Origin of the sequence: Aeribacillus sp. FSL K6-2833 (assembly GCF_037965815.1) — a bacterium.
Taxonomy (GTDB): Bacteria; Bacillota; Bacilli; order Bacillales; family Aeribacillaceae; genus Aeribacillus; species Aeribacillus composti.
Window position 1 is genome coordinate 3,908,282 of record NZ_CP150189.1, and the last position, 25,991, is coordinate 3,934,272.

Annotated in this window: 26 protein-coding genes; 9 read left to right on the top strand and 17 right to left on the bottom strand. The window is 36.7% G+C overall.

What is annotated here, in order from left to right:
• Nucleotides 1–144: 144 nt before the first annotated feature.
• Nucleotides 145–1,716, top strand: coding sequence for a bifunctional UDP-sugar hydrolase/5'-nucleotidase (locus NSQ94_RS18735; protein ID WP_063389117.1), 1,572 nt, complete (start codon nucleotides 145–147; stop codon nucleotides 1,714–1,716).
• A gap of 275 nt (nucleotides 1,717–1,991) precedes the next feature.
• On the opposite strand, the gene NSQ94_RS18740 is transcribed toward NSQ94_RS18735, so the two are convergent.
• From NSQ94_RS18740 to NSQ94_RS18765, 6 genes are all read right to left on the bottom strand, one after another.
• The gene (locus NSQ94_RS18740) at nucleotides 1,992–2,441 is read right to left on the bottom strand and encodes an SgcJ/EcaC family oxidoreductase (protein WP_339212144.1); all 450 of its coding nucleotides are present in this window, start codon (nucleotides 2,439–2,441) and stop codon (nucleotides 1,992–1,994) included.
• Between the two features lie 441 nt (nucleotides 2,442–2,882).
• Nucleotides 2,883–3,428, bottom strand: a complete 546-nt coding sequence (locus tag NSQ94_RS18745) for a hypothetical protein (protein ID WP_063389119.1) — start codon at nucleotides 3,426–3,428, stop codon at nucleotides 2,883–2,885.
• Between the two features lie 247 nt (nucleotides 3,429–3,675).
• Nucleotides 3,676–4,344: a GNAT family N-acetyltransferase gene (locus NSQ94_RS18750; RefSeq protein WP_232515623.1), complete on the bottom strand. Its 669-nt coding sequence runs from the start codon at nucleotides 4,342–4,344 to the stop codon at nucleotides 3,676–3,678.
• Complete coding sequence (locus tag NSQ94_RS18755; protein ID WP_339229813.1) at nucleotides 4,310–5,215, bottom strand: carbon-nitrogen hydrolase family protein; 906 nt, start codon at nucleotides 5,213–5,215, stop codon at nucleotides 4,310–4,312. Before NSQ94_RS18755 ends, NSQ94_RS18750 begins: the two co-directional genes overlap by 35 nt.
• Before the next feature lie 239 nt (nucleotides 5,216–5,454).
• Complete coding sequence (locus tag NSQ94_RS18760; protein WP_066251453.1) at nucleotides 5,455–5,808, bottom strand: hypothetical protein; 354 nt, start codon at nucleotides 5,806–5,808, stop codon at nucleotides 5,455–5,457.
• A 284-nt stretch (nucleotides 5,809–6,092) separates the two neighbouring features.
• Nucleotides 6,093–6,290 carry a hypothetical protein gene (locus tag NSQ94_RS18765; RefSeq protein WP_327873541.1) on the bottom strand — a complete coding sequence of 66 codons (198 nt, stop codon included), beginning with the start codon at nucleotides 6,288–6,290 and terminating at the stop codon, nucleotides 6,093–6,095.
• 382 nt (nucleotides 6,291–6,672) lie between these two features.
• Between NSQ94_RS18765 and NSQ94_RS18770 the strand changes: the two genes are divergently transcribed.
• The 4 genes from NSQ94_RS18770 to NSQ94_RS18785 all read left to right on the top strand — a co-directional run bounded on the left by NSQ94_RS18770 (nucleotide 6,673) and on the right by NSQ94_RS18785 (nucleotide 11,133).
• Nucleotides 6,673–7,368 (top strand): response regulator transcription factor, encoded by a 696-nt coding sequence (locus NSQ94_RS18770; RefSeq protein WP_066251529.1) that lies wholly within the window; start codon nucleotides 6,673–6,675, stop codon nucleotides 7,366–7,368.
• The gene (locus NSQ94_RS18775) at nucleotides 7,361–8,365 is read left to right on the top strand and encodes a sensor histidine kinase (protein WP_144598300.1); all 1,005 of its coding nucleotides are present in this window, start codon (nucleotides 7,361–7,363) and stop codon (nucleotides 8,363–8,365) included. Before NSQ94_RS18770 ends, NSQ94_RS18775 begins: the two co-directional genes overlap by 8 nt.
• Nucleotides 8,366–8,459: 94 nt before the next feature.
• On the top strand, nucleotides 8,460–9,221 hold the full coding sequence (locus NSQ94_RS18780; RefSeq protein WP_117016894.1) for an ABC transporter ATP-binding protein: 762 nt from the start codon (nucleotides 8,460–8,462) through the stop codon (nucleotides 9,219–9,221).
• Entirely contained in the window at nucleotides 9,211–11,133 is a 1,923-nt protein-coding gene (locus NSQ94_RS18785; protein ID WP_066251461.1) for an ABC transporter permease, read from the top strand. The genes NSQ94_RS18780 and NSQ94_RS18785 overlap by 11 nt, the downstream gene beginning before the upstream one ends.
• A gap of 240 nt (nucleotides 11,134–11,373) precedes the next feature.
• Here NSQ94_RS18785 and NSQ94_RS18790 read toward each other — a convergent pair whose 3' ends face one another.
• On the bottom strand, nucleotides 11,374–12,003 hold the full coding sequence (locus tag NSQ94_RS18790) for an NAD(P)-dependent oxidoreductase (protein ID WP_094244775.1): 630 nt from the start codon (nucleotides 12,001–12,003) through the stop codon (nucleotides 11,374–11,376).
• Nucleotides 12,004–12,187: 184 nt separating this feature from the next.
• On the opposite strand from NSQ94_RS18790, the gene NSQ94_RS18795 reads away from it, so the two are divergent.
• Nucleotides 12,188–12,598 (top strand): Rrf2 family transcriptional regulator, encoded by a 411-nt coding sequence (locus NSQ94_RS18795; protein WP_327848286.1) that lies wholly within the window; start codon nucleotides 12,188–12,190, stop codon nucleotides 12,596–12,598.
• Nucleotides 12,599–12,737: 139 nt separating this feature from the next.
• On the opposite strand, the gene NSQ94_RS18800 is transcribed toward NSQ94_RS18795, so the two are convergent.
• Nucleotides 12,738–13,667 (bottom strand): response regulator, encoded by a 930-nt coding sequence (locus tag NSQ94_RS18800; protein ID WP_339229816.1) that lies wholly within the window; start codon nucleotides 13,665–13,667, stop codon nucleotides 12,738–12,740.
• A gap of 4 nt (nucleotides 13,668–13,671) precedes the next feature.
• A complete protein-coding gene (locus NSQ94_RS18805; RefSeq protein ID WP_339229818.1) occupies nucleotides 13,672–14,979 on the bottom strand; it encodes a sensor histidine kinase in 1,308 nt (435 codons plus the stop codon).
• Nucleotides 14,980–15,262: 283 nt separating this feature from the next.
• Between NSQ94_RS18805 and NSQ94_RS18810 the strand changes: the two genes are divergently transcribed.
• On the top strand, nucleotides 15,263–16,540 hold the full coding sequence (locus NSQ94_RS18810) for a cation:dicarboxylase symporter family transporter (protein ID WP_066251467.1): 1,278 nt from the start codon (nucleotides 15,263–15,265) through the stop codon (nucleotides 16,538–16,540).
• 938 nt (nucleotides 16,541–17,478) lie between these two features.
• On the opposite strand, the gene NSQ94_RS18815 is transcribed toward NSQ94_RS18810, so the two are convergent.
• The 5 genes from NSQ94_RS18815 to NSQ94_RS18835 all read right to left on the bottom strand — a co-directional run bounded on the left by NSQ94_RS18815 (nucleotide 17,479) and on the right by NSQ94_RS18835 (nucleotide 21,972).
• Nucleotides 17,479–18,897 (bottom strand): PTS mannitol transporter subunit IICB, encoded by a 1,419-nt coding sequence (locus tag NSQ94_RS18815; protein WP_066251470.1) that lies wholly within the window; start codon nucleotides 18,895–18,897, stop codon nucleotides 17,479–17,481.
• 103 nt (nucleotides 18,898–19,000) lie between these two features.
• On the bottom strand, nucleotides 19,001–19,438 hold the full coding sequence (locus NSQ94_RS18820; RefSeq protein WP_066251473.1) for a PTS sugar transporter subunit IIA: 438 nt from the start codon (nucleotides 19,436–19,438) through the stop codon (nucleotides 19,001–19,003).
• A gap of 33 nt (nucleotides 19,439–19,471) precedes the next feature.
• Nucleotides 19,472–20,629: a mannitol-1-phosphate 5-dehydrogenase gene (locus tag NSQ94_RS18825; protein WP_327848291.1), complete on the bottom strand. Its 1,158-nt coding sequence runs from the start codon at nucleotides 20,627–20,629 to the stop codon at nucleotides 19,472–19,474.
• Between the two features lie 72 nt (nucleotides 20,630–20,701).
• Nucleotides 20,702–21,262, bottom strand: coding sequence for a 6-phospho-3-hexuloisomerase (gene hxlB, locus NSQ94_RS18830; RefSeq protein ID WP_339229821.1), 561 nt, complete (start codon nucleotides 21,260–21,262; stop codon nucleotides 20,702–20,704).
• Between the two features lie 14 nt (nucleotides 21,263–21,276).
• On the bottom strand, nucleotides 21,277–21,972 hold the full coding sequence (locus tag NSQ94_RS18835) for a ribulose-phosphate 3-epimerase (protein ID WP_117016900.1): 696 nt from the start codon (nucleotides 21,970–21,972) through the stop codon (nucleotides 21,277–21,279).
• Nucleotides 21,973–22,143: 171 nt separating this feature from the next.
• Here NSQ94_RS18835 and NSQ94_RS18840 point away from each other — a divergent pair, with 171 nt between their 5' ends.
• Nucleotides 22,144–22,893: a DeoR/GlpR family DNA-binding transcription regulator gene (locus NSQ94_RS18840; protein WP_066251483.1), complete on the top strand. Its 750-nt coding sequence runs from the start codon at nucleotides 22,144–22,146 to the stop codon at nucleotides 22,891–22,893.
• 216 nt (nucleotides 22,894–23,109) lie between these two features.
• Here the strand turns inward: NSQ94_RS18840 and NSQ94_RS18845 are convergent, their stop codons facing one another.
• Genes NSQ94_RS18845 through NSQ94_RS18855 form a run of 3 tightly spaced genes read right to left on the bottom strand, consistent with a single transcriptional unit; the run spans nucleotide 23,110 to nucleotide 25,539 of the window.
• Nucleotides 23,110–23,763, bottom strand: coding sequence for a TetR/AcrR family transcriptional regulator (locus tag NSQ94_RS18845; RefSeq protein ID WP_130156921.1), 654 nt, complete (start codon nucleotides 23,761–23,763; stop codon nucleotides 23,110–23,112).
• Between the two features lie 31 nt (nucleotides 23,764–23,794).
• A complete protein-coding gene (locus NSQ94_RS18850) occupies nucleotides 23,795–24,820 on the bottom strand; it encodes an ABC transporter permease (protein ID WP_311066690.1) in 1,026 nt (341 codons plus the stop codon).
• Nucleotides 24,817–25,539 (bottom strand): ABC transporter ATP-binding protein, encoded by a 723-nt coding sequence (locus NSQ94_RS18855; protein ID WP_066251497.1) that lies wholly within the window; start codon nucleotides 25,537–25,539, stop codon nucleotides 24,817–24,819. Before NSQ94_RS18855 ends, NSQ94_RS18850 begins: the two co-directional genes overlap by 4 nt.
• Nucleotides 25,540–25,793: 254 nt before the next feature.
• On the opposite strand from NSQ94_RS18855, the gene NSQ94_RS18860 reads away from it, so the two are divergent.
• The gene (locus NSQ94_RS18860; RefSeq protein WP_339229823.1) at nucleotides 25,794–25,949 is read left to right on the top strand and encodes a hypothetical protein; all 156 of its coding nucleotides are present in this window, start codon (nucleotides 25,794–25,796) and stop codon (nucleotides 25,947–25,949) included.
• The last annotated feature ends 42 nt before the right edge of the window (nucleotides 25,950–25,991 follow it).

Below are 25,991 nucleotides of genomic sequence, written 5' to 3' on the forward strand. Positions count from 1 at the left end.
ACACCAAATTTTTAATTATTTGTAAATTTTGTTACAAAATATCACGAATATTTTGTTAACTTTGTAAATTATTTCTTTCCATTCAATTATCTATTTTATTTTTACAACGATTTGTTATGATGAAAAAAAAGAAGGAGGAAAATAATGGAGAAGGAAACTACGATTCATCTGCTTGTAACCAGCGATCTTCACGGCTACATTTACCCGACCAATTACAGAGACAAAGAAGAACAAAATTTCGGACTGGCTAAAATAGCCACGATTATAAAAGAAAAAAGAAAAAAAGGCAATGTACTTTTACTTGATAATGGAGACTTGATTCAAGGAAGCCCGTTGACTTATTACCATGCAAAAAACAGACCCGACAGTGAAAATCCGATGATTCAAGTTATGAATGATCTCCAATATGATGCATGCGTATTGGGAAATCATGAATTTAATTATGGACGAAGTTATTTACAAAAGGCGATTGATCAATCAGCTTTTCCTTGGCTGTCCGCTAATATCTTGAAGCAAACAACAGGAGAGCCCGCTTTTGGAACACCTTATCTCGTCAAGGTATTGGACGGAGTCAAAATTGCTGTACTTGGTATAACCACTCATTTCATCCCTAATTGGGAAGAGCCGCGAAATATTGAGGGACTTGTTTTCAAAGATGCATTGCAAACGGCTAAATTATGGGTGAGCGATATTCGCCAAAAAGAAAAACCAGATGTGATGATCGTCTCATATCATGGGGGATTTGAAAGAGATCTACAAACTGGAGAGCCTATAGAACAGCTGACAGGAGAAAACCAAGCATACCAAATGTGCCAAGAACTAGAGGGTGTTGATATTTTAATCACAGGCCATCAGCACCGCCCACTCGCAGATAAACTAAACGGCATCACAATCATTCAGCCAAGCCATCTGGGGCAATTTTTGGGTGAAGTGACGATGAAAGTTAGACAGAAGGTAAATGGAAACAGCCCCGCAATCGTTAGTCATTCCAACTTAATCAAAATTGATGAAAAAATGGAAGCGAATCAAGATGTTTTGGCATTGATATCCGATATTGAACAAGAAACGCAAAAATGGCTGGATCAGCCGATCGGAACCGTTATTGGTGACATGACCGTATCTGATCCATTGAAGAACCGATTACAAGACAATCCTTTTATAGAATTTATCAATAAGGTGCAAATGGAAACAGCCAAAGTTGATATTTCTGCCACTGCCTTATTCAATAATGACTTGCCTGGATTCAAACAACATGTTACAATGCGCGATATTGTTTCCAATTATATTTATCCGAACACATTAACTGTCATCCGCATCAGCGGCCAAGATATTAAAGATGCTTTAGAGCAAAGCGCCAAGTATTTTACGGTTCAAAACGGAACAATCTCTGTCAATCCCGCTTTCTTATATCCTAAACCGCAGCATTACAATTATGATATGTGGGAAGGAATTGAATACGAATTAAAAATCTCTAATCCAGTTGGCCAACGAGTTGTGAAGCTAAATTATCACGGCAGCCCATTGGAGCTTGACAAAGAATATGATGTCGTCATGAACAGCTACCGCGCTGGTGGAACAGGCAATTTTGATATGTTTAAAGAAAAACCGATCGTTAAAAATATCCCCATCGACATGACCGAACTCATTGCCAACTACATATTAGAGCACAAAACTATCATCGCAGCTTGCAATCATAATTGGAGGGTAGTTTTATAGTAGTAAAAGCATTTTCCGATTTGCTCGCTTTTTATTTAAAACAAATGCCACTAATAGGTATCAAAGTATACTTGTCCAAATATCACAAATGCTTACAGCAACAAAAAGTCATTAATAACAAATTTGATATCAACGATGATTATATAAAAATGATTTTTTCGTTATGAAAATGTGAAGCGTTTTATTCGCACACATCAAAAAAGAAGATTTAGGATTTTCCTAATCTTCTTTTTGCATGAAAGTATATTTCACCATTCCCCTGAACAGGACATGGATTATTTAAGCAGCTGTCTTAACTCTTCGGTCATTTGTTCAACCAATTCAGGTCTGCCATGAAACTGAGCTGGAGTATTTTGAAAAAGTTGAATACGCCAAATTCCTTCCGTTTTCACTGCAACAAGTGTATGATGAGTGTTCACATCAGGATTTAAATCGGACTGGCCGTGAGGAACCATACCGGCAATCGCTCGTAAAATAGCGATATCAGGAGCTAGAAACCGGACATTTTTCACTTTGCTGACAAATTTAGCTGTCTGGTGGTGTTCAAAGACGGACTGGAGATGTGCGAATATTTCATCGTGTCCAATCGACTGACTGCCATCGAAACCAATGCTTTCGCCATCCTTAGTAAACAGATCCGTCATTCCGCTAGCAGTTCGATTGTTCCACGCATTGATTAGTTGCTGGTACAGCTCTTGAACTTCATTTATTTGAGAATTTTCCATCGTTTATCACTCCGAAATGTAATGTTTTGTTCTATGATAGCCAATCAACTGAAAAATTTTTTTTATAAAATGTTGCCGATTTAATATTTACGTGCAGTTTTTTCTTTTGAAACCTCTGCTTTGAAACGCTGAGACGAATGATCAAAAGCATTTTTTATAGAAGCTTGACAGCGTATAATACTTCAAAATGAAAATTTTCTTCTTTTTTCACTTCAAACGGCATTTATTTGATGTGCAATCACTTTAAAAGGGCATTATTTTTCCTTCTGTTATTGTAAGAATATGTTTGTTCTTCAATTAATCTGTTGGAAATGAATGCCTGAGACAGTCTGCAAATACCTTCCGATCCTCTAAAGCCACTACATAATCAGCAAACAATCATTCTTTCAATCATATTGCCATTTATTTACTGGGAGTGTTGCTACTGACGGCTCTTTTTTTCTATTTCCATACTGCTGCATATTTTTTTTGATATTTCGGATCTTCTTCCTTTTCAATTAAATCGAAGGCAAGCTGCTTGATCGCTTCATCCTGCACTTTATCATACAAGTTTCGCAGCCCTTGAATAATATCGAACCGAATAAGTGTCGCATGTTTTTCGTCAACACAGTTGTCAAACCGAGCTGCCAAATGACGGATAACCATCTCTTTTTGCTTTTCCCCAGCTAAACCAATCCTCCAAATAGCCTGCAAACTATGTCTGGCAGTTACAAACTTTTTATCATAGGTTACTTCCCAAACTTGAGGAAAATCCTCCAACATTCGCTGTTCGGGATCGCTGATCGCTAAGCGGCTTAAAAACTGAGCAGCACGCGAGCGCTTATGAGGGTCTTTACTTGTCAGCTCTTCCTTCAGCTGATCCCATACTTCATACGCCCAATCGACTTCTTCTTCAGTGATCTTCATAATGCTGCTGTACGCTTCGTACTGCGCATTTTTATCACTTGACTGCAATTCCGCAAAATAATGCTTCGTTCGTTCATCCACTATTTATCGCCCCAGTCATGCCTTATTATGTTTGATTTTACCTTAGGCAAAAGTGAATAGGCAATGGCTGCAATATGTAAATACCGAACGATCATATCGGAGGTACAGATCCAAAAAGCCGAAGTTTGATATGGAAACTGGCTCATATTCCATGTGAAAGCAAGTTTAAAATATTAGCAGAGAGCGAGCATGAAAAAAAGCCGCTGTATCACCAATAATTGGCGTTCAAGCAGCTTTTTTCAATTACTTATTTAAACGGATTTTTCCATTCCATTAGAACAGCATAGTTACGGGATTCCTCATCCTCCAAATAATTAGCCACAATTCCAAGAGGCGTCCGTCCGCAACGGAGGAGAAATGAAATAACCGGGTCTTTTAAATCTCCGCTGACGACAGCATCGACATATTGTTCAGCTGACATCTCATCCGCATATTTATAATATCCCGGCATTCTGCCGCCGCCGAGCAAGCGATCCAATCCTTTATGGACAACTACTTCGTACATTGATTGCATAAGCCATTTTCCTAAATCCAGCTTTCTGTGGGACGGACGGATGCAAATATCCACAACATATAAAGTGTTGCCATTCGGATCATGGTTACGGATATAGCCGTTGTCCGTTATCTCTTCCCAAGTATGATCAGGATGGGCGGGATCAAAATTCACGATTAAAGATGTCATCGATCCTGCTAACGTTCCTTCTACCTCAACACATAAAGCGCCTTCCTGAAACAATGTCACGTGATTCGTTAATTGCTCTTTATTCCACCAAAGTTCTGATGGAAAAGGCGGCGGAAAGCTTTCCTTTTGAATTTCAATTAATTCATCAAAATCTGCTTCATTATAATTCCTTATCACCACTTCGACATTGCGGCCTTGATTATTCAGATAAAATCTCTTTCTGTAACGGCTCATCTCCATTCCCCTTTCGTCCATGAACACTTAAATCAGGATACAAATCAAAACGGCGGTCTCTCCAAGTGGTGACAGATCCGTTTTCTCTCACTTTGTATAAGAGAGATAAATCAAGATCCGCCGTAATAATCATATCGTGGTTTATTTCCCCCTCCATCAAAATCCCGTTTTTCGGAAATGGGACGTCGTTCGGAGTAATGACCGCTGCCTGGCCGAAATTTGCCCTCATAAAATCAACGGTAGGAAGCGAACCTACTGTTCCTGTTGTCACCACATAGATTTGATTTTCAATCGTTCTGGCGTGGCTTGTATACCGCACTCGTTGAAATCCGTGGCGGTCATCTGTACAAGACGGACAGAACACAACGTCAGCTCCCATTCCTCGTACAATTCGAACGATTTCTGGAAATTCGATATCATAACAAGTCAACATGGCAATTTTTCCTTTTTCGGTTTCAAATATTTGAACCGTTTCTCCGGGAGTCAAATGCCATTCTTTCACTTCCGTCGGCGTCAAGTGAAGCTTCGCTTGTTCAGCTATCCGGCCATCGGGATAAAATAAATGGGCTGTATTATACAATCGTCCCTCTTTTTCGATAATATGAGTGCCTCCAATAATATGCATGCCCGTTTCTTTAGCAAGCGATGTAAATAGTGAATAATATCGGTCCGTATAATGAGGTAAATTTTGAATCGTCTGCTTTTGATTCGGAATGGACAGCAATTGAGTCGTAAAAAATTCAGGAAAAAGAACAAAATCAGCATCAAACTCTTCTGCGGTTTTCACATAATGCGTTACTTGGTTTGCAAAATCTTCAAAACTCCCGATGGAATGAAGATGATATTGAACAGCAGATACACGTATTTTCATGTAGCCTCTTTCCCTTCATCATAATCTGTTCCCCGCTTATTACTGAACAAAGTATAACATAAAACCAGTTTATTTTAATTTAATTTGATTTTGTGTAAAGCATTTTGCTGGAACAAAAGAGAATACTTGAACTATTTATTTAGAAGTGAAATAATTCATTAAAAATTAACAGACAAAACGAAAACAAGCCGTTTGACTGCCGGTGATTTGGCGTTCAAGCGGCTTGTTTTATTCCATTTTTAAATGCTTTGCTCGTATTTGGCAATAAGTTCTTCGTTTTTTCCGACTAAACCGAGTTTAAATGCTTTTTGAATAATTTTTGCTACTTCTGCATTGAAAAATGGATCTCCACCATACCTCATCTTATCATCCAAAATTTTATTATGGAAATGAGACGTTTCTCTGGCTAAATCTTCATTTACAATTTTCCCTTCCTTTATTGCGTCCATAAATTCATAAAAATCCATTTTGCTGTTGTATTCTTCTCTTGTCTCGTTGCCATAAGGGCTGCCTGTTTCCAAATGTTTTTTGAACGGAGCTACAAGCGTCAATTGCGTATAAGCAGCAAAATATTGAGTTTCAGTAATATTCATATAAGATCACTCCCTAACAATTGTAAAATTTATGTGATCATAAAGTGTTTTATTTGAAAAATAATCTAACGCTGAAATGCTGATCGATTCTGTAGTCAATAGCCTCATAGGTATTTCATAATATTTGATCCACCCATACACAATTTTGTCAGATCCTGATAAAGGTTCATCCGCTAAAGGTTTACGAGTTTGAGAAGTAATATCCCTTCCACCATTATATATTCTAAGAAAGCCTGGACGCTCAGTACCTTCAACATAAATGGCAATTCTTATGTTTCTCCCTTTTAAAGGAGTGATTGCCGACAATTGATTTGTGAAATGATTTCCCATTCATTATCGTTTCCATCCGACGTAATACCAATTATCTGTAAATCCGTTAATGGTGGTGCGGATGCAGCTGAAGTTTTTGCAGGAAAGAATGCAAATACGAACGAAAATGATAGAACAGCCAGCGTAAAAATAACTCCGACAATTTTTTTCATAATAACCTCCTCCATATTTTATAAAATTTCCATTTTTTATATCGGTATAAACTGGAATATTTTTAATATAAAAACAAAATTTAACAATAAGTATTCTGACCTCACATCCGCCTTTAATAAACCTTTAAAACTCTTAAACGAGTTGAAAAACGGCTCATCGCAACATTAAACCGTTTCAATTACCTTGTAAAATCAATTATAATAAGGGCAAAGATCATTTTTTTACCCTCGGGAACAGCAATCTTCAGAAAGCCGGAAAATGATTTATACAATCAATTATAGAAAAATCGCAAAAAAACACCGCTATCCGCTCAATCATGCACAATATAGGACAGCGGGAAAAAGTCTAACAAACATAAGTGAAAAAAGTGTGGTGAAAGCATTGTTTAAAATTTTGCTCATTGAAGATGACACCACCCTGTTTCATGAAATAAAAGAACGGTTATTACAATGGTCTTATGATGTATACGGCATTACTGACTTTGGAAAAGTGATTGAAGAATTTACAGCCATCAAGCCTGATTTGGTCATCATTGATATTCAGCTGCCAAAGTTTGATGGATTTCATTGGTGCCGAATGATCCGCTCCCATTCCAACGTTCCGATTATTTTTTTATCATCGCGGGATCACCCGACCGATATGGTGATGTCAATGCAGCTTGGAGCGGATGATTTTATACAAAAGCCGTTTCATTTCGAGGTGCTTATCGCAAAAATACAAGCAATTCTCCGCCGAGTATACAACTATAATACAGAACGAATGAAGCTGAAGGCATGGTGCGGGGCGACGGTCGATTATGAGAACAATACGGTCACAAATGATAAAGGAACAATTGAACTAACTAAAAATGAACTATTGATATTAAAGCATTTGCTTGAGAAGAAAAACAAAATCGTCAGCCGGACAGAATTAATCAAAAGCCTGTGGGAGGATGAGCGCTTTGTCAGCGATAATACATTAACGGTCAATGTCAATCGTTTGCGAAAAAAATTGGATGAGCTCGGGTTGGGACGCTTTATTGAAACGAAAGTCGGCCAAGGCTACATGGCAAAGGAAGAGGCAGCCGTATATGATTAAAAAATATATTATTGAAAGAAAGAGCTGGATCCTTCTCTTTTTATTCATGCAGCTGTTTATCCTTTTTATTTCTTATCTTGATTCAACCATTTCATTAAAGTCCGTTCTCTATATTGTCTTTTTATTGATGATTATTTTTTTCATTTTTGTCATCATCCGCTACAATAAAGAAACAAAGTTTTATAAAAGCTTGGAAGGATGGGAAAACAGCCTTGATTTAACAAGTATAGCGAATGCTGAAAGCCCTTTTGAAAAAATGATTGAACAGCGGATAATAAACCAAACGAAGCTTTTGAAACAAGAGGCTTCGCAAAATCGAATTGCGCTCGAGCAGGAAAAAGATGAATTGCTGTCATGGATTCATGAAGTTAAAACACCGCTGACAGCGATGCATTTAATCATTCAACGATTAGATGATGAAGTTATCAAAGCACAATTGACATATGAATGGCTGCGCATTCATCTGCTGCTTGACCAGCAGCTTCATCAAAAACGGATTCCTTTCATGGAAAATGATTTATATATTGAAAATGTTGCACTGGAACCACTCATTTTCAAAGAGATAAAAGCTTTGCAATCATGGTGTATGCAAAAAGGAATTGGGTTTGAGGTCGAGCTAGAGGCTGCCGAAGTGCTAAGCGATGCGAAATGGCTCGCCTTTATCATGAGACAGCTGTTAACAAATGCGGTAAAATACAGCGATTCATCCGATATCATCATTCAAAGCTATCGGCAAAATGATCAAACAATGATCAAAGTGAAGGATTTCGGCCGTGGCATTGACCCGAAGGATCTGCCGCGCATTTTTGACAAAGGCTTCACATCCACGACCGCACATCAGGACAATGCCTCAACAGGCATGGGATTATACTTGGCGAAAAAAGCCGCCGAAACATTGCTGATAGATATTAAAGTAGAGTCAAAGCTTGGAGAAGGAACGACTGTTACCTTAACCTTTCCAAAGAAAAATGAATTTGTCCGCATTACAAGCATGTGACAATTTTGTCACATGCTTTTTCATTTTGTTCGCTGAATCGAAGGAAAAATACAAGAAGGACGATTATGATAAAAATATCAAGGAGGGACGCGATATGTATATTTTAGAGGCAACAAAAATTTACAAAAGCTATGGAAACAAATTTAATAAACAAGAAGTGTTAAAGGGATTGGACATTCGTGTCGAAAAGGGAGAATTCGTCAGCATCATGGGGGCATCCGGCTCAGGGAAAACGACATTGCTCAATGTTCTATCCTCTATTGATCAAGTCAGCCAAGGAACGATCAAAATAGAAGGAAAAGACATTGTAAGCATGAAAGAAAAACAACTGGCTGAATTCCGCAAAAGACATTTAGGATTCATCTTTCAAGAATACAATTTGCTCGATACACTAACAGTGAAAGAAAACGTCCTGCTGCCTTTATCCATTACAAAAACAGCAAAAAAAGACGCGGAGCAAAAATTTAATGAACTAGCGACAGAACTAGGAATTTATGAGATCAAAGACAAATATCCGAATGAAATTTCCGGCGGCCAAAAACAGCGCACTTCAGCAGCAAGGGCATTTATTCATGAGCCGAGCATTATTTTCGCCGACGAACCAACAGGCGCTCTTGATTCAAAGTCGGCATCTGATCTATTAAACAAGCTGCAAAAATTAAATCAAAAACGAAAAGCCACCATTGTTATGGTCACCCACGATCCGGTTGCAGCAAGCTTCTCAAGCAGGGTCATTTTTATAAAAGACGGACAAATTTATACCCAATTAATAAAAGGGGAAGAAACAAGACAAACGTTCTTTCAGCATATTATGAAAACCCAAGGGGTATTAGGCGGGGTGCAAAATGAGCATTAATCAGCTGATTTTCCGTAATTTGAAAAAAAATCTGAAAAACTACTATTTATATGTATTTGCCTTAATGTTTACAGTAGCCCTTTATTTCGCGTTTGTCACATTGCAATATGATCCGTCAATGGATGCAACAAAAGGCTCGATTAAAGGGGCTGCTGCCATTCGAACTGCATCCGTATTATTGATTGTCATTGTGACTGTCTTTCTCTTGTATGCCAATAACATCTTCATTAAACGGCGCAGTAAAGAAATTGGCTTGCTTCAATTAATCGGCATGACAAAAGGGAAAATATTCCGCATTCTTACGGCTGAGAATTTTATCATTTATTTCAGCTCATTATTCATTGGAGTCTTTATTGGATTTTCCAGCTCCAAATTATTCATTATGATTTTGTTTAAAATTACCGGCGTCAATGCCATTGCAACGCTTACTTTTTCACCTAATGCTTTGATCCAAACAGTGATCGTTTTTAGTGCGATTTATCTTTGTATCATGCTGTTGAATTACGTATTTATTAAAAAGCAGAACATTTTATCTTTATTTAAAGTTGCTTCCACTACAGAAGTAAAAAAAGTATCCCTGTTGGAAATGATTATCGGGATTCTCGGCATATTCTTCATCATTATAGGCTACTATATTTCGTCTAAGTTATTTGGCGGCGATTTTACTACGATGAATGAGCTATTCCTTGCGATGATCTTTATACTAGGATCTGTCATTATCGGAACCTATTTATTTTATAAAGGGTCTGTCAGCTTTATTTTTTATCTCATTAGAAAAAAGAAGGATGGTTATTTAAATATTCATGAGGTACTATCTCTTTCATCGATTATGTTCCGAATGAAGTCAAATGCTTTATTATTAACGATCATTACAACCGTCTCTGCTCTTGCCATCGGATTGTTATCTTTAAGTTATATTTCCTACTATTCATCGGAAAAATCCGCTGAAAATTATGTCGCCGCCGATTTTGCTCTGACGAATGCGGAAGATGCAAAGCATTTTAAAGAAGCATTACATGCGCATCACATTCCATACAGTGAAAAAATGATTGATGTGATCCACGCAAACATCAATATGGAGAAAATATTAGATACAAAGCTGAAGGAATTGAAAGTTGACCCGGCATCCATGCCTCTCCCAATCATTAGTGACGACGATGTAGAAAAGATCAATCTGTCTCCAGATGAAACTCTTTTTGCAGGGTATAACGATATGATGCAGAAGTTTATGCCGCTGAAAAGTTCCGGTCAAATCGAATTAAAAGGCCGGCACGAAGTCATACCGCAAAAATATTTAGGTTTACAAAAGGAATACTACATTTCCTATTTTTTCACAGGCGGCGGCCTGCCTGTTGCCATTGTCGACGAAACGATATTTGACCGTTTACAAAAGGACATGGACATGAAACCGTCTGTTCATATAGGAATTGATATTCAAGATGAAGCTAAAATACAGGAAGCTAATGAAATCTTTCAAAAAACGACGTTTAGCGGCAATCATGATTCACGGCTCGCCATGAGCAGTAATCAAAAACGATCTATGGGGCTCAGCATGTTTATTGTCGGCTTTTTAGGTTTAACTTTTCTGATTACATCCGGCTGCATTCTTTATTTCAAACAAATGGATGAGAGCGAAGATGAAAAGCTAAATTATACCATTTTAAGAAAACTCGGCTTCACACAAGGCGACTTGCTCAAAGGAGTTCAAGCCAAACAAGCTTTTAATTTTGGGATTCCTTTGATCATCGGACTTTTCCACAGCTACTTTGCCGTTCAATCCGGATGGTTTTTATTCGGCACAGAGCTCTGGACGCCAATGATTCTCGTCATGCTGCTATATACAGCTTTGTATTCGATTTTCGGCTTTCTCTCCGTACTTTATTATAAAAAAGTAATAAAAGCGGCTCTTTAATATTAAGGAACTGTCCAAAAAGTCAGTATAAGTTGACTTTTGGGAACCCCCTCTTTATTTTTAAAAAAACCGCCCGTGTGAAAAACGGGTAGTTTGTTCAACTTTATAGAAAAATATAAGCCTCAGCTCCCCACAGGGTGTCTGAGGCTTATATTTCATTATATGAATAACCCCCGAAATCCTCCCAAATCTCAAACCGTAAAAAAATAAGAAAATCTGCACCGCTCGGCAATCAAGCTTTTATTTGGATACGACGGAAAAACGTTTATTAATGTGCTTACGGTTTTCAATTTCATCTACAAGTGCTATCGCATAGTCTCTATAACTGATGTAGCTTTGGCCTTCAGAGTTGACAGCAAGCACATCGCCTGAAACTTTATATTCACCTGTGCGCGGACCTTGCGGATCAAAAAATGCAGCTGGGCTAATATAAGTCCATTGAATCCCTTCAGAGTTTTCAAGATCTTGCAAATTTTGAGCTGAGCTTTTCGCTACCGGCAAATATTCTTTCGGAAAATCCGGCGTATCAAAGAGGCGGGTTGTTTTCGCTTCATCGACAAACAGGCTGCCCGCTCCTCCTACAACAATAAGCCGCGTATTAGGCGCTCCTTTCAAGGCATTGATTAATACTTTTCCTGCCTCCACATGTTTATGCTCTTCACCAGGTGCAGTGCCAAATGCATTTACAACAACATCAAAATCTTTTATATCCTCTGATGTAATATCGAAAATATCCTTTTCAACAGCTGGTACATCAGTTACTTTAGAAGCATTGCGGACAATAGCCGTAACATCATGTCCTCGTTCCTTTGCTTCCTTTACTATTAGACTTCCTGCTTTTCCCGTTGCACCAATAACGGCAATTTTCATAAACAATTTTCCTCCCTTTATGTAACTAATTCAGTTACAAATTATATGTAACTATTATAGTTACAAATATAAATCCCTGTCAACTTATTGATTGAAGCTGTCATCCGGAAATCATTGCCTGCCGACCTGTTTGACAAAATTTCAAATTTGTCACTAAAATAGTGACAAATGGTGGTGGAAACTTATGATTAACAGCCGTTTAGCAGTGGCGATTCATATTATGATCTTAATAGCATCAAATCCCCTTGAGCATATGTCTTCAGAATTTATTGCCAAAAGCGTCAACACGAATCCCGTGGTGATCCGGCGAATTACAAGCATGCTCAAGAAAGCGGGACTATTAACTTCCCATGCCGGCAGAACCGGAGCAAAATTAACAAAAAACCCTGAAGACATAACACTTTTGGATATTTTTAAAGCGGTCGAACCGAAAGATGAATTATTCGCTATTCACGAAAATCCGAACCCCAATTGTCCCGTTGGAAAAAACATTCAATCCGCCCTGGACAGCACATTTACGCGCGTTCAAAAAGCGATGGAAGACGAGCTGGCCAGCCAATCCCTAAAAGACGTAATGGGCCATTTCTTACAATAAGAATGGCCCATAAAAAATGAAGCTGTAGTTATTTCCTCTTTTTCGGCACTTATGACCGTTTCGCTGTTTTGAATAAGATGAATGATTCATTTTTACTTTCATAAGTTTGCACGCATGCAGGGAATCTTTGAAATCGATTTTATTCCTCCATCAAGTGCTTGATTTCAAAATAAAAAGCATGGATAAATTTTTTCGTATTGATTCGTATAGACGATGCAGCTGCAGGCCGATCGGCTTTTAATTCCTCCATTTTTTGACGAACAGCAGTGAAATCAAAAAATTTGGATGAGTAATTTTCAAACTTTGGATGGATGAAGTCTGTGAGCCCAAGTGACGCTAAGTTGTTCAAGGAATGATAGATCGCCCTCCGCACACGTTGTTCAGACGCTTTAATTTCCCTTTTCAGATCCTCTTCACTGGCTGCTTCTCCAAGCTTCTTCAACGCAATATTTCTAAATATCTCCTTTAATGAAGGAAATCCGCCGGCAAATGTTTTCTCTTGTTCGTAATCATATAAAAACTGCATGATTTCAATGAGATCTTTACTGCCGCTTTCTCCGGCAATGCCTAGTTCTGAAAGGAGGAATCGTGCACTGGCAGAAAGAGAATTTTCTTTATAAGGATTTACATTTTGCTTTAGAAGATGATCAACGTTCATAACACTATATAAAGAGTGATGGATATCCTGAATGGTTTTTTCCAAACATATATGACCCATCACCTTCTTTAAGATTGACAATACTTCAATTTTATTAATCGGCTTCGTTATATAGTTTTCGATTCCGTATTCATAAGCTTGGCCGATCATATCCTTTGATTCCACCTGCGATATCATAACAATTTTTCCTTTAAAAATCGGCTTGATTTTCTTAATCGTTTCAATGCCGTCCTGAATGGGCATTAACAGGTCAACTAATAAAATATCGACTTTCTTCAAATTTAAAAATTCACCGCTAACATCAGCACCGTCTGCTGCTTCGCCGACGACTTCACCAAGTTCCTCGTCTTCAATGATATGCCATAGCATAGTACGAATTGACTCATCGTCATCTATTATAAAAAACCTCATAAAATCACCTTTTCTGGGTTAAATTTCCAATTGGCAGACGAACGATAAATGTTGCCCCTTTGCTATCTTCCTGATGCGCAATCATTACTTCCCCGTTAAGCTTTTCTGCCAATTCTTTCACATATGAAAGCCCAATACCTGTTGATGAATTGCCCGTGCTGTCGAATTTCAAGGTGAATCCTGGTTTAAAAATAATATCTTTATATTGATTGGGAATTCCGGGACCATCATCATGAACGCGTATTTGGAGCCAATCATTTTCCCGCTCCACTGCAATCTCAATGCTGCCAGTTCCTTTGATGGCCTCCACTGCGTTAGCGACAAGGTTATTCACAATGGAAATAAACGTATACACATGATACTCAGGATGTGACCCATTATATGCAATACTGAATTCAATGTTTTTCCCCAACAGCTCAGCATACTTCTCATGTGTTCGAACAATGATTGATAAAAGTGATCGGACATCTAAATAATCAAGGGAGCTTTCTTCTGAAATTACTTTTGAAAGTCCAGACAAAATGCGTTGATTATCTTTTTTGATCTCATGAACCTCGCCGGCAATCCTCAAGGCATGCCGTGAAAGCTCCTCCAGCGACAGCCTTTTCTTCCCTTTCCTGATCTCCTGCAATTTTTGATACAGGTTGTAAGATTGCCTCGTAATTTCCTCAGCATCTTGAACGGATTTTTTTAATAGCACCGACTCTTCGTAAAGGTTCGATACCAGCATGATCATATGTTCATTGCGTTTTTGAATCTCCGCTTCCCTTAGCTTAGATTCATGCAATTTTATCATACTAAATAAACCGATCACAAAAAAACTTCGGAATATGGCAATAATCATAATTTTATTAAAGGCATCTAAAGTCATTACCGTTCCAATCATAATATTTTCAGCGAGTAGCTCGACAATCCCGGCTGCCAATTCTATCACAATCCCCAAAAGGCCGATCACCCATGGTCGATTGTAAAATCGGTGAATTCTTAAAACAGAAAAAACAAGCGCATACGTGAAGTAATAGAAAAAATAAGGAGAATTTGTATGAATGGAAGCCATCCAATCAACAGATGTAAGGGATATCAAATCGAGAAGAACCCGAAATGTCACAATTGATAAGCCTGCAAGAACACCACATATAACAGCTGGTACCTTTCTCAGCCACAATAAAAAAATAAACAATGTTGGAGGTCCAAAACTCACCCGATAAACTTCATTAAATGGATAAAATTTAATTTCGCCAGCGAGCGGAACCAAAATGATCATTGCAACCAATAATTGAAGTTCTTTTTTTTCAAGAGAGTGCAAGTTCAATATTACCACAACCTTGTTATAATGGTTCCTCTTAAAAAATTGAATAAAAGTTAGAATTTTAAAAACGAAGTAAATAATCAATTTGTAGAATTTTGTAGATTTATCGTCTGATCTTGTAGTTTCAATTTTAAATTAGATGAGATAACTCGTAAGCGCTCTCGCAAACAACTCTACTAATTATTATAGCTTATTATTTCGACGAGTAATCATTTAAAAGATAATGATAATCAATTTTGTCATCCATTCGTTTTGGAGGCAATTATAAAAGAAAAGAGGTGCTATGATGAAAAGAATAAGCTTGGCTTGGCAAATTTTAATAGGTCTTGTACTAGGTATTGTTGTTGGTACTATTTTTTATGGTAACCCAGATGTTGCGAAATTTTTGCAGCCAATTGGGGATATATTTTTACGATTAATTAAAATGATCGTCATTCCAATTGTTATTTCCAGCTTAATTGTCGGTATTGCAAGTGTAGGTGATACAAAAAAGCTCGGAAAGCTTGGCGGAAAAACAATTTTGTATTTTGAAATTATTACAACTGTCGCCATTATTGTCGGACTTTTAGCAGCTAACATTTTTCAGCCTGGTTCCGGCGTCGATATGAGCTCATTAGAGAAAACAGATATTCATAGTTATGTCGATACGGCAGAAGCAGTTGAAAGCCACGGAATAGCTGATACATTTGTCAACATTGTTCCACCAAACATTTTCCAGGCATTTGTTGAAGGAAATATGCTGGCGATCATTTTCTTCTCTGTATTTTTCGGACTTGGAGTCACAGCCATCGGAGAGCGTGGAAAACCGATCATTGCCTTTTTCCAAGGTACAGCTGAAACGATGTTCTGGGTGACGAACCAAGTGATGAAATTTGCACCATTTGGTGTGTTTGCCCTTATCGGTGTGACTGTGTCTAAATTCGGTATCGAATCATTGGTGCCGTTGGGTAAATTAGTAATTGTCGGCTATGGAACAATGTTATTCTTCGTTGTCGTCGTTCTTGGATTTGTTGCAAAATTAGTCGGTCTAAACATTTTTCACATCATCCGTTTACTTAAAGAAGAGCTTATCCTTGCCTATTCAACCTCAAGCTCAGAAACAGTTATGCCAAGAATAATGGAGAAAATGGAGAAATTTGGATGCCCAAAATCCATTACAGCATTTGTCATTCCAACAGGTTATTCCTTTAACTTAGATGGTTCAACCCTATACCAAGCATTAGCAGCACTGTTTATAGCACAAATGTATGGCATTGATTTGTCCATCGCTGATCAAATTTCATTGGTGCTAGTATTAATGTTGACCTCAAAAGGAATTGCAGGCGTTCCAGGCGTTTCATTTGTTGTACTGTTGGCTACGCTGGGAGCAGTAGGCATCCCGCCTGAAGGTCTTGCATTTATCGCAGGTATTGACCGTATTCTCGATATGGCTAGAACAGTGGTCAATGTCATTGGAAATTCATTAGCCGCTGTCGTTATGTCTAAATGGGAAGGTCAGTTCGATGTTGAAAAAGCTATTTCATATATCAATTCTTTTAAAAATAATAAGCAATCCGCAGCTTAATATAACCGATATAATTCCAAAAACTTTGCAATCAAAAAGCCGGAGTGGTTATGATACCATTCCGGCTTTTGCTATAGATTGAAGATAATGATTTCAACAGCTTTGTTAGATTCATTCGTAAAGATGATATTTCTGATCTTGATCGTTTTCTACATAGTTAAACGTTAAGAAAAAACAGAGCGTATTTTCCATCATTTCTGTCATTTCCTATTATTTCTTTATCTTTGTTTGTTCCAAAGTGCAATTCTTTCCCAAAAAGCTTTTCGCATGTAGAATGATTTTTCACAGGAATAAGCAGACAGCTCAAACTCGAAAAAAAGGTGTCACCTATAATGATTATTAAATAAAACTTGAAACTGTTTCCAAATTCAAGTATTATATAGAAAGACTTAGAAATAGGCACGTTTGAAAAAGTGAAAATTAATAATTTTATAGTGGACGGATGTTTATTATTTTCTTGTTGTCTTCAACACAAAATCACAATAGCCGAATCTGAAATAATTGGTGTATCGCTTAATTTTGCAAAATTACCATAAAACAACTTCTTCGTTTATTAGAGAGATAGAAACTTAAAAAACTTTGAACATATTTTTAAAAAGATAAATCAGGAGTTCCATTGCTTTCAATTCATTTCAGATTAGAAAAACCGTAAATTAAATTTATGGTATCTTAGGCTATTTAACTTATATAATTTAGGACCTTTGTTTAATCTAATTTTGAATAGTGGACGTGGTGAGCCGTCCGCGATTGCAAAAATGAGCATTGCCTTATTTGCGCCATTTGCAAAAACACCACGTCCACAAAAGCTAAATCTCAAGGGAGTACTGTTTTCATATCTCTAATCTCCTAATGATTATTTTTCTTTTTAATACTAATATCTATAAAATTGTTGATAACGTTTGCAAGCAAGGAATCTCCAATTACACAAAACCATTTGTTTACCTTTTCCCTAATTCATCAATTAATTTTAATAAATTAGGATCTTCTATATAATTTTCTATAGTGATAATTCTTTTGTTTTTATGAGATAATCTTGCTCTTTCTAATAAATCTTTATGAACGACGATAATGTCAGTGTCTTCTGGAACATCCTCTATTCTATAATGTTTTACTTCAATACCGTCAATATTTGCTTTTTGCAGTCTTTTTCTAAATGTGGTTGCACCTAATGCACTGCTGCCGGCACCTGCATCGCAAGCAAATGAAATTTTACTTATTTTTGTATTAGACAGTTCATTAGATGGATTTAAAATTTGTTTCCCTTCAGATTTCATTGCTTTTGACTTTTCGATTGAACTTGTAAAATCTTCTTCATCTGTTTTTTTATCAAACTTTAATATTATTGCAGTAACGATGAAGGATACTACCGCAGCTACGATTACACCTGAAATGATTCCTAGGAAATTACCTTTAGGGGTTAAAGCTAAATAAGATATTATGGATCCCGGACTAGGTCCAGCTACAAGACCCGCATCGAAAAGATAAAAAGTTGTAATACCTGACATCCCGCCGGCAATCATTGCTAAAATTGTTAATGGTTTCATTAATACATATGGGAAGTATAACTCATGAATGCCTCCGAAGAAATGAATTATTATAGCACCCGGAGCAGTCCGCTTAGCAGCCTTTTTGCCGAAAAAGCTAAAAGCTAATAATAATCCAAGACCAGGACCTGGGTTTGACGCAACGGTAAAGTAAATTGATTTTCCTGCTTCAAGCGTTTCTTGCATACCTAAAGGATAATATATTCCTTGATCAATGACGTTATTTAAAAACAATACTTTAGCTGGCTCATTAATAAGAGATAATAATGGTAAGTACCCTGTATCCACTAGAGATTTAATAGCGGATGAAACAACATTATTTGCCGCTTCAATAACCGGTCCTATAAAATAAAAGGAGAAAATCATTAGAAAGAAGCCTAAAATACCAATTGAAAAGTTATTAACAATCATTTCAAATCCTGCAGGTATTTTACCATCTATCAATTTATCAAATTTCTTTATAAGCCAGCCTCCCAAAGGACCAATAATCATCGCGCCTAAAAACATTGGTATATCGGATCCAACTATTAGCCCTATGGCTCCGATGGTACCCATTACAGCGCCCCTTTGGCCGGCAACCATTCTCCCTCCTGTGCTTGCTAAAAGCAAAGGCAATAAATACTTGATTGCCGGATCAACTATACTAGCAAGATTCTCATTTGGAAACCAGCCAGAAGGTATAAACAAAGCTGTTAATAACCCCCATGCAATAAAAGCTCCAATATTCGGCAAAACCATATTGGTCAAGAATCCTCCAACAGCTTGGATGCGTGCACGAAAAGATGGAGTTTTGGCTTTAATTACATTTTCCATGTATAACACCCTTTCTTCATATCAATATTTATAGAAGAAATTTCTATACTTTTTTGAAAAAAAAACGATGTTTAAATTTTAAATTTAATCAAAAAAACATTTTTTATTCTACCATTTTAATAACATTCATTATTTCTTCTTCATTGCTTGAATTTCTAAACTTGTTTACAACATCTTCATCAATTAGTATAGAAGATAAGTCGGATAGCAAACCTAAATGACTTGAATTGTCTTCAGCCGCTAAGACGATAATAATATTCACTTCTTTTCCCTCTGGGAACTGCACGTTGTTTTGTAATTTCAAAAAAGAAATGCCTGTTTTGATTACTCCTCCTTCGTTTCTTGCATGCGGCATGGCAATTCCCGGAACAATTACTATATATGGACCATTTTTATTGACATTATCAATCATATCTTGAATATATTTAGGAGTAATATTACCTTTTTTTAATAAAGGATCGGAAGCAACTCTTATAGATTCCTCCCATGAAGATACTCTATTCAAGAAATTTATATTACCTTTTAAATATTCACTTAACACACCGTTTCACCTTTCTTCATGATTCTATTTACACTACCATTTCTGTATTTTTAGTTGATAATAAATTTCTTTAATTTTTTCTCTAATTGTTTTATTTTCTAACTCTGTAAAATGTAAAATGGCTTGTTCGATCCCATTTTCACAAATGTAGTTTTGCAAAATTACAGACTCTTCATCATCAGGGTTATCGAATAAAAATGCAGCAGCAACGGCAACTGATAAATATTCTATTGAAAGTCCTAAATCAAAAAGTTCTCTAGTGGGTTTAATTAATCGTTCATTATAGCCCAGTTTGCGAATCGGCGATCTTCCTACTCGCAAAATCGAGTCGCTAATATTTTTGTTTTTAAAGCGCTTTATAATTCTTTCAATAAAATCACTCATATCTTTTGGATCCATATTAAATTTCCTCAAAATATATTGGGAAGCTTCATTTAGCGTTTCCCGTACAAGATGTTCAATTTTTGCATTTCTCAAAGCGCTCTGTATTGTAGATTCTCCTGCTAAAAACCCAATATAAGCAGTTGCCGCATGACCCATATTCACTAAATATAATTTTCTTTCAATATAAGGCTGTAAATCTTCAACATAGATTGCGTTTTTTATAATAGGCGAATCTGCATTAACGATTTCTGATTTGTTAATGATCCATTCATAGAACGGTTCTACAAGAACACTCTCACCCCCTTCGCTATGTTTTGATAAAGCTAGGCGATCAATAGCTGAATTAGGAAAGCCAACAAAAGTACATATATTTTCCATTTCTTTATTTGAAACATATCTCTTTATCTCACGTTTCAAACTGGAAGAAGCGTTAATTGCATTTTCATTTGCGATAATGTCGATCTTCTTTTTATTTTCTTTTGCTCTTTTCAAAAGGCCTTGAGCTAATATATTAGCAATTTTAGGTATGTTATTGATGCCGACAGATGTTGTAATTAAATCTGCATTCACAATAGCATTGACCACTTCTTCTTCTTGTGTTACACTGTTTAATGCTGAAACCGGAGAGATAGTCTCTACCGTATGATTATCATCTAATATCTCAACCTGATAACTATTGTAATTGTTAAATTTATCAACCGTTTTTTGATTTATATCCACGAAACAAACTTCATACCCAGTTTTGTTTAATAAGTAACCAATTAAACCTTTCCCTATATTCCCTGCACCAAAATGCAACGCTAGCATAATATTATCTCCCTTTACAATACTTAAAACTCTTTATCAAAGAATATCCAATCCAGCGAGGCTATTAACTTTTTACTCTAAATTCGCGTGATATTGCCAAAGACTAGACATATCAATATTTTGCTCTCTAATCATCATTAAGGCTAACGTGTCACCTAATAACAATAAGCTTTGTTCAAATAAGCTTGTCATTGGTTGTACAGATTTCACTTCATTTGGCAGCTGTAGTTTTGTACCTACTGGTATCCTTACGAAACAATCTGAATACTCATTCATTGAGCTATTTGGATTTGCACCTATATGAGCAACTTTTGCTTTAAATTGCTTTGCCTTCTTTGCAATGATTAATGGAAAAGCCGTTTCTCCGCTTCCCGACCCCACTATCAATAAGTCTTTTTCAGTTATTGCAGGCTCAGTGATTTGGCCGACAATATAAGTTTTAATACCAAGATGGGCTAATCGTTTAGCGATAGCTTTCAAAGATAATAGAACTCTTCCAACCCCGACAAAAAATACTTTATCTGCTTTTTTTATCTCGATTAACAATTTATTGACTTCATTCATATCAATTTGGTTTAAAGTAGTGGTGAGTTCGTTTGTAATTTCCTTTACAATATCATAGTAATTAACCATTATTTCCCCTCTTTTCACAATAAACCTTCTATGATGCATTTTTCCATCGCTTTTTTATTCTCAGCTAAACTTTTGTCTCGAATAAATAAGCTTGTACTCCCGGCAACTAGTATGTCGGCCCCAGCTTTTACTAAGCTTGGTATTGTGTCTAAAGATACTCTGCCATCAACCTCAATATTTGTATCCAATTCTTTTTCTTTTATTAATCGCGCCAAATCTTCTACTTTTTTTATTGCATAAGAAACTTGCTTTTCATTTTCATCAGTTGCAAAGCCTGGATTGATTAACATTAACAAAATGGTATCGCACTTCGGCAAAATATAATCCAGGACAGACAGGGGAGTTGCTGGGTTGAGTGCTAAACCTGCTTTAATTCCATTGTTTTTTATTAAGTTAATGTATCGATCAATATGAGTGCTCGTTTCATAGTGAAATGATATTTGTTGTACATCAATTTTGATCATCTCTTGTATAAAAAATTCATTATTATTGGACATAATGTGGACATCAAAATTCATATCAGTTATTTTTCGTAATTGCTTAATAGTATCTATTCCCAATGGCATACTAGGGCTAAAGTGTCCATCTATAATATCAATATGTAAAGTATCCAATCCTTCTTTCTCAATTTCTTTTACACTTTTTTCTAAATTACATAAGTCAGCACACATAATAGAAGGTGCAATCGTTATTTTTTTATTATTTTGCATGTTTGTGCCTCCATTTGCATGTGTTTGCGTGTTTTCCTTTATTATAAAACGCATACAATGAAAAGTAAAGCATGTTTTTGCGTTTTTGTGCCATTATTTGCGCGAATGCGTTTTGATCAATTGTTGAAATTATGATAAACTATAAGAAAGACTTAAAGGAGTAAAGTCACTATGCTAAAGGAAGAACGTCAACAAAAAATCTTGCAGATTTTAAATGAAGAACATAAAGTTATTGCAAGCGATTTAAGTAAACGTTTGTCAGTTTCGGAGGATACAATTCGAAGAGATTTAAAGGAGCTTGATAACCGCGGACTTATTAAAAGGGTTCATAGCGGAGCCTTGAGGATAGGGCCTCCTGTTGTTGATTTTTCAACAAGGCAGCACATGTTTAATGAAGTTAAAATTAAATTAGCTAAAAAAGCTTTATCCTTTATAAAAGAAGACATGGTTTTATTAATTGATGGAGGAACGACTAATTTACATCTAGTAAACCAATTACCTTTAACATTAAAAGCCACCGTCATTACAAACAGCCCGCCAATCGCTATGGCTCTGACTAATCATCAACATATTGATGTTATTATGATCGGCGGAACTTTATTCAAACAATCAATGGTTAATTTAGGAATAGACACTGTCGAATCTTTAAGTAATATGAGAGCAGATTTATATATCATGGGAATTTACAAAATTGATCCTTATATAGGAATCAGCGTCCCAAGCTTATCAGAAGCATTAGTAAAGCGGAAAATGGCTTCCATCTCTTCTGAAATATTAGGGATGGCAACATCTGATAAATTAAGCACTGTTTCCAATCACATTGTATGTCCTACTAAAGATTTAACATACTTAATAACAGAAAATATTAGTCCTAACATTAAAAAGATATATGGCAGCCAACAAGTAGTGGTGGTTGATTGATAATGCATTAACAAATTTGACAATCAGCAGTTTGATGAGAAAAAACGAGGGTAAATGAAATAAGATTCAACAAGCCGCTGGTATTGCTAATATATACTATATTGCTAAATTTCGAAGACCGCTTGGTTAATTCCAATTTAATTAAAAGAGGATAGTCTTCCTTCAGGGCAGACTATCCTGCAAAAAATCATGTATCTTTGATGATTGATTAAGCCGTCAAATCCCCTTTAACCCGTTCCGAATAAATTGGATCGTGTATTCTATTTCTTTCTCGTCATCCCATGGATAATCCGGCATGACCAAAAAGCGGGTAATGAAAAAACCAACGATCGAGTTAATCGTTAAACGTATGACAGTCTCGGTGGGAAAATCTCCTATTTGCCCATTTTGTTTAAAATGGTTGACAACTTTTATAAACTGAGGCAAAACTTTTTCAGTAAAAACCGCGCTAAATTTTTCTTGAATTTCTGCATGGAACGCCATTTCCTGAAAAAAAATTTTTAACAATGGGACATTGTTTTTGACAAATTGATAGCGGTTACGGATGATTTTCCTTAACAGATCTTCAAAATCATCAAGTCGTTGATCCTGGAAAACTTCATTGATAAACCTTTCAGCAAATAAGGGAACGGCAAATTCTATAATGATCGGTGAAACGATGGATATCAGCAAATCTTTTTTTGTTTTATAATGGCGAAAAATCGTTCCTTCCGCTACCCCGGCTCTTTTCGCAATTTCGCTCGTGGATGTCGCAGCATACCCTTTTTCGGCGAAAATTTCGACTGCCGCTTGAAGAATTTTTGCCTGCTTTGGCGTTAAATCTTGATTCGCTGCCTTCATGAACTCGTCCATAAAATTTTTCTGGTCCATACACTTTCCTCCTTATTTCTCTCTTTTATTGTTATAATCTGCGATGTTTTTTCAATGCAAATATATTTAAGACATAGAAAAGCAGCACAAAGCCGAACAATATTAGCAAATCCTGCCAAAGATCGACCAAGTCTTTTCCTTTAATCATGATTTCTTGAATGGCGTCCGCTCCGTAAGTAAGCGGCATAAATTTACTCAACACTTGCAACCACTCTGCCAATGTCTCCAAGTTAAAGATTCCCGAAAAAAATGCTTGTGGAATGATGACAATCGGAATAAACTGCATGATTTGCAGCTCATTATTTGCAAAGGCTGATAAAAGGGTAGCAAGCGCCAGCGCAGTGATGGCTAATAAAAATGTAACTACTAACAGCTGCCAAAAATCCCCTGCCATCCAAATATCAAGTACATATACGCAATACGTGACAATAACGAACGATTGAATAATCGTGAATAAGCCAAATCCTAGCAAATAGCCTGTTACAATCTCCCATCTTTTAATCGGCGTCGACAGCAATTTTTCTAATGTTCCTTGTGTTCTTTCCCGCAAAAATGAAATACCGCCTAGCACAAAAACAAAGAAAAAGACAAAAAAACCGATTAGTACTGAACCCGTCTGATCAAAAAGATTGATTTTGTCAGAGCCATAATAATATTCGACATCAGGCTGAATATTTTTTTGGTCTGACAGGGAGCTGAAGGCGGTTTGAATCACCTTCATAACCGCTGAATTGGCTGTCGGGTCGCTTCCTTCCAGCAAAACATACGGAACATGATTTTTTATCGTTATAAATGCATCTAAATCCTCTTTTTGAAAAGCCTCCTTCGCTTCACTTTCGGACATTTGAACAACATCTTTCTCCAATTCATTTTGCAATACTTGCTCAAGCGGCGCCGGTATATTTTCTGCTGCTATTTTCGGTTCGTATGGGTCGCCGTCTAATACAAGCCATACAAGAGTGATAACTAAAAGCGGCGCAAAGATCAATAAAGCAATCGACCGTTTATCCCTTAACAGCTGTCTTATAATTCGGATGACAACAGCTCCTACTCTCATTTCTCATTCCTCCCGTATGCTAAAAATGCTTCTTCAAGTGAATCGACCTTTTGGTTTTCTTTTAGCTTTTCCGGCGTGTCACAAGCAATGATATAACCGTTTCTTAGCATGGCCAGACGATCACACTTTTCCGCTTCATCCATGACATGTGTCGTAACTAAAATGGTCATCCCGTTGTTTTTTAGTTTTCTTAATTCACTCCATATCGATTGGCGAAGCACTGGATCGATTCCAACCGTCGGTTCGTCTAAAATTAATAGATCCGGTTTATGCATGAGCGAAGCAGCTAGAGACAACCGCCTTTTCATCCCACCTGAAAAGTCCTTGACAACTTTATCCATATGATCAGTTAAATCGACAATTTCCAAAACTTCCTGAATCGCTTTCTTCCGTTCTTGGCGTTTTAGCCCGTAAATAGCGGCTATAAATTCCAGGTTTTCTTTCGCGGTCAACTCCTGATAAAGAGCATCCGATTGCGCCATATAACCGATTGATTTCATTAGCTCGAGTGAAGGAACCTTTTGATCTTTGATAAAAATTTCTCCTTGATCTCCCTCTAAAATTCCTGTGATCATTTTGACCAACGTCGTTTTCCCAGAGCCGGATGGACCAAGAAGCCCGAAAATCTCTCCCTCATTTACGTCCAAATCAATATTTTTTAGCACTTTTTCCTTCCCAAATGAAATCGCAGCTTTACGGACAATAATCATTGAGGCCATTTTTTCCCTTCCTTTCGTACAAAATGAGTGAGTACTCACATACATTATAGTTGTGCAAACGAATTTTGTGAAGTGAGTAATCACTCATTTTTTGTAAATGATAGAAAAAATTTTTTAAACAGATTCGGCTTTAATAGTTATCGTCTTAAAAAAGCTGACCGCTGCGGATTTATACAAAAAGCAACAATAAGCATCTGAACTAGAAAAAATCCACACAAATTGACTGAGGAATGAACATCAGAAGATGCGCTTTTTTGCACAAATTATGCCCATTGGAGAAATCGGGGCAATCGGTTAGCTATTGGCTCATTAGGAGTGTTTTACAGGAACGACTAGATGAAGATAGCCTTGGTATTCGTTCCTTAGAAGAAATTAAACAAGCATTTTTAGTTATTTTACATAACGATTAAAGGAGATTTTAGATACAATACACATTCAATAAAAATGGTTGA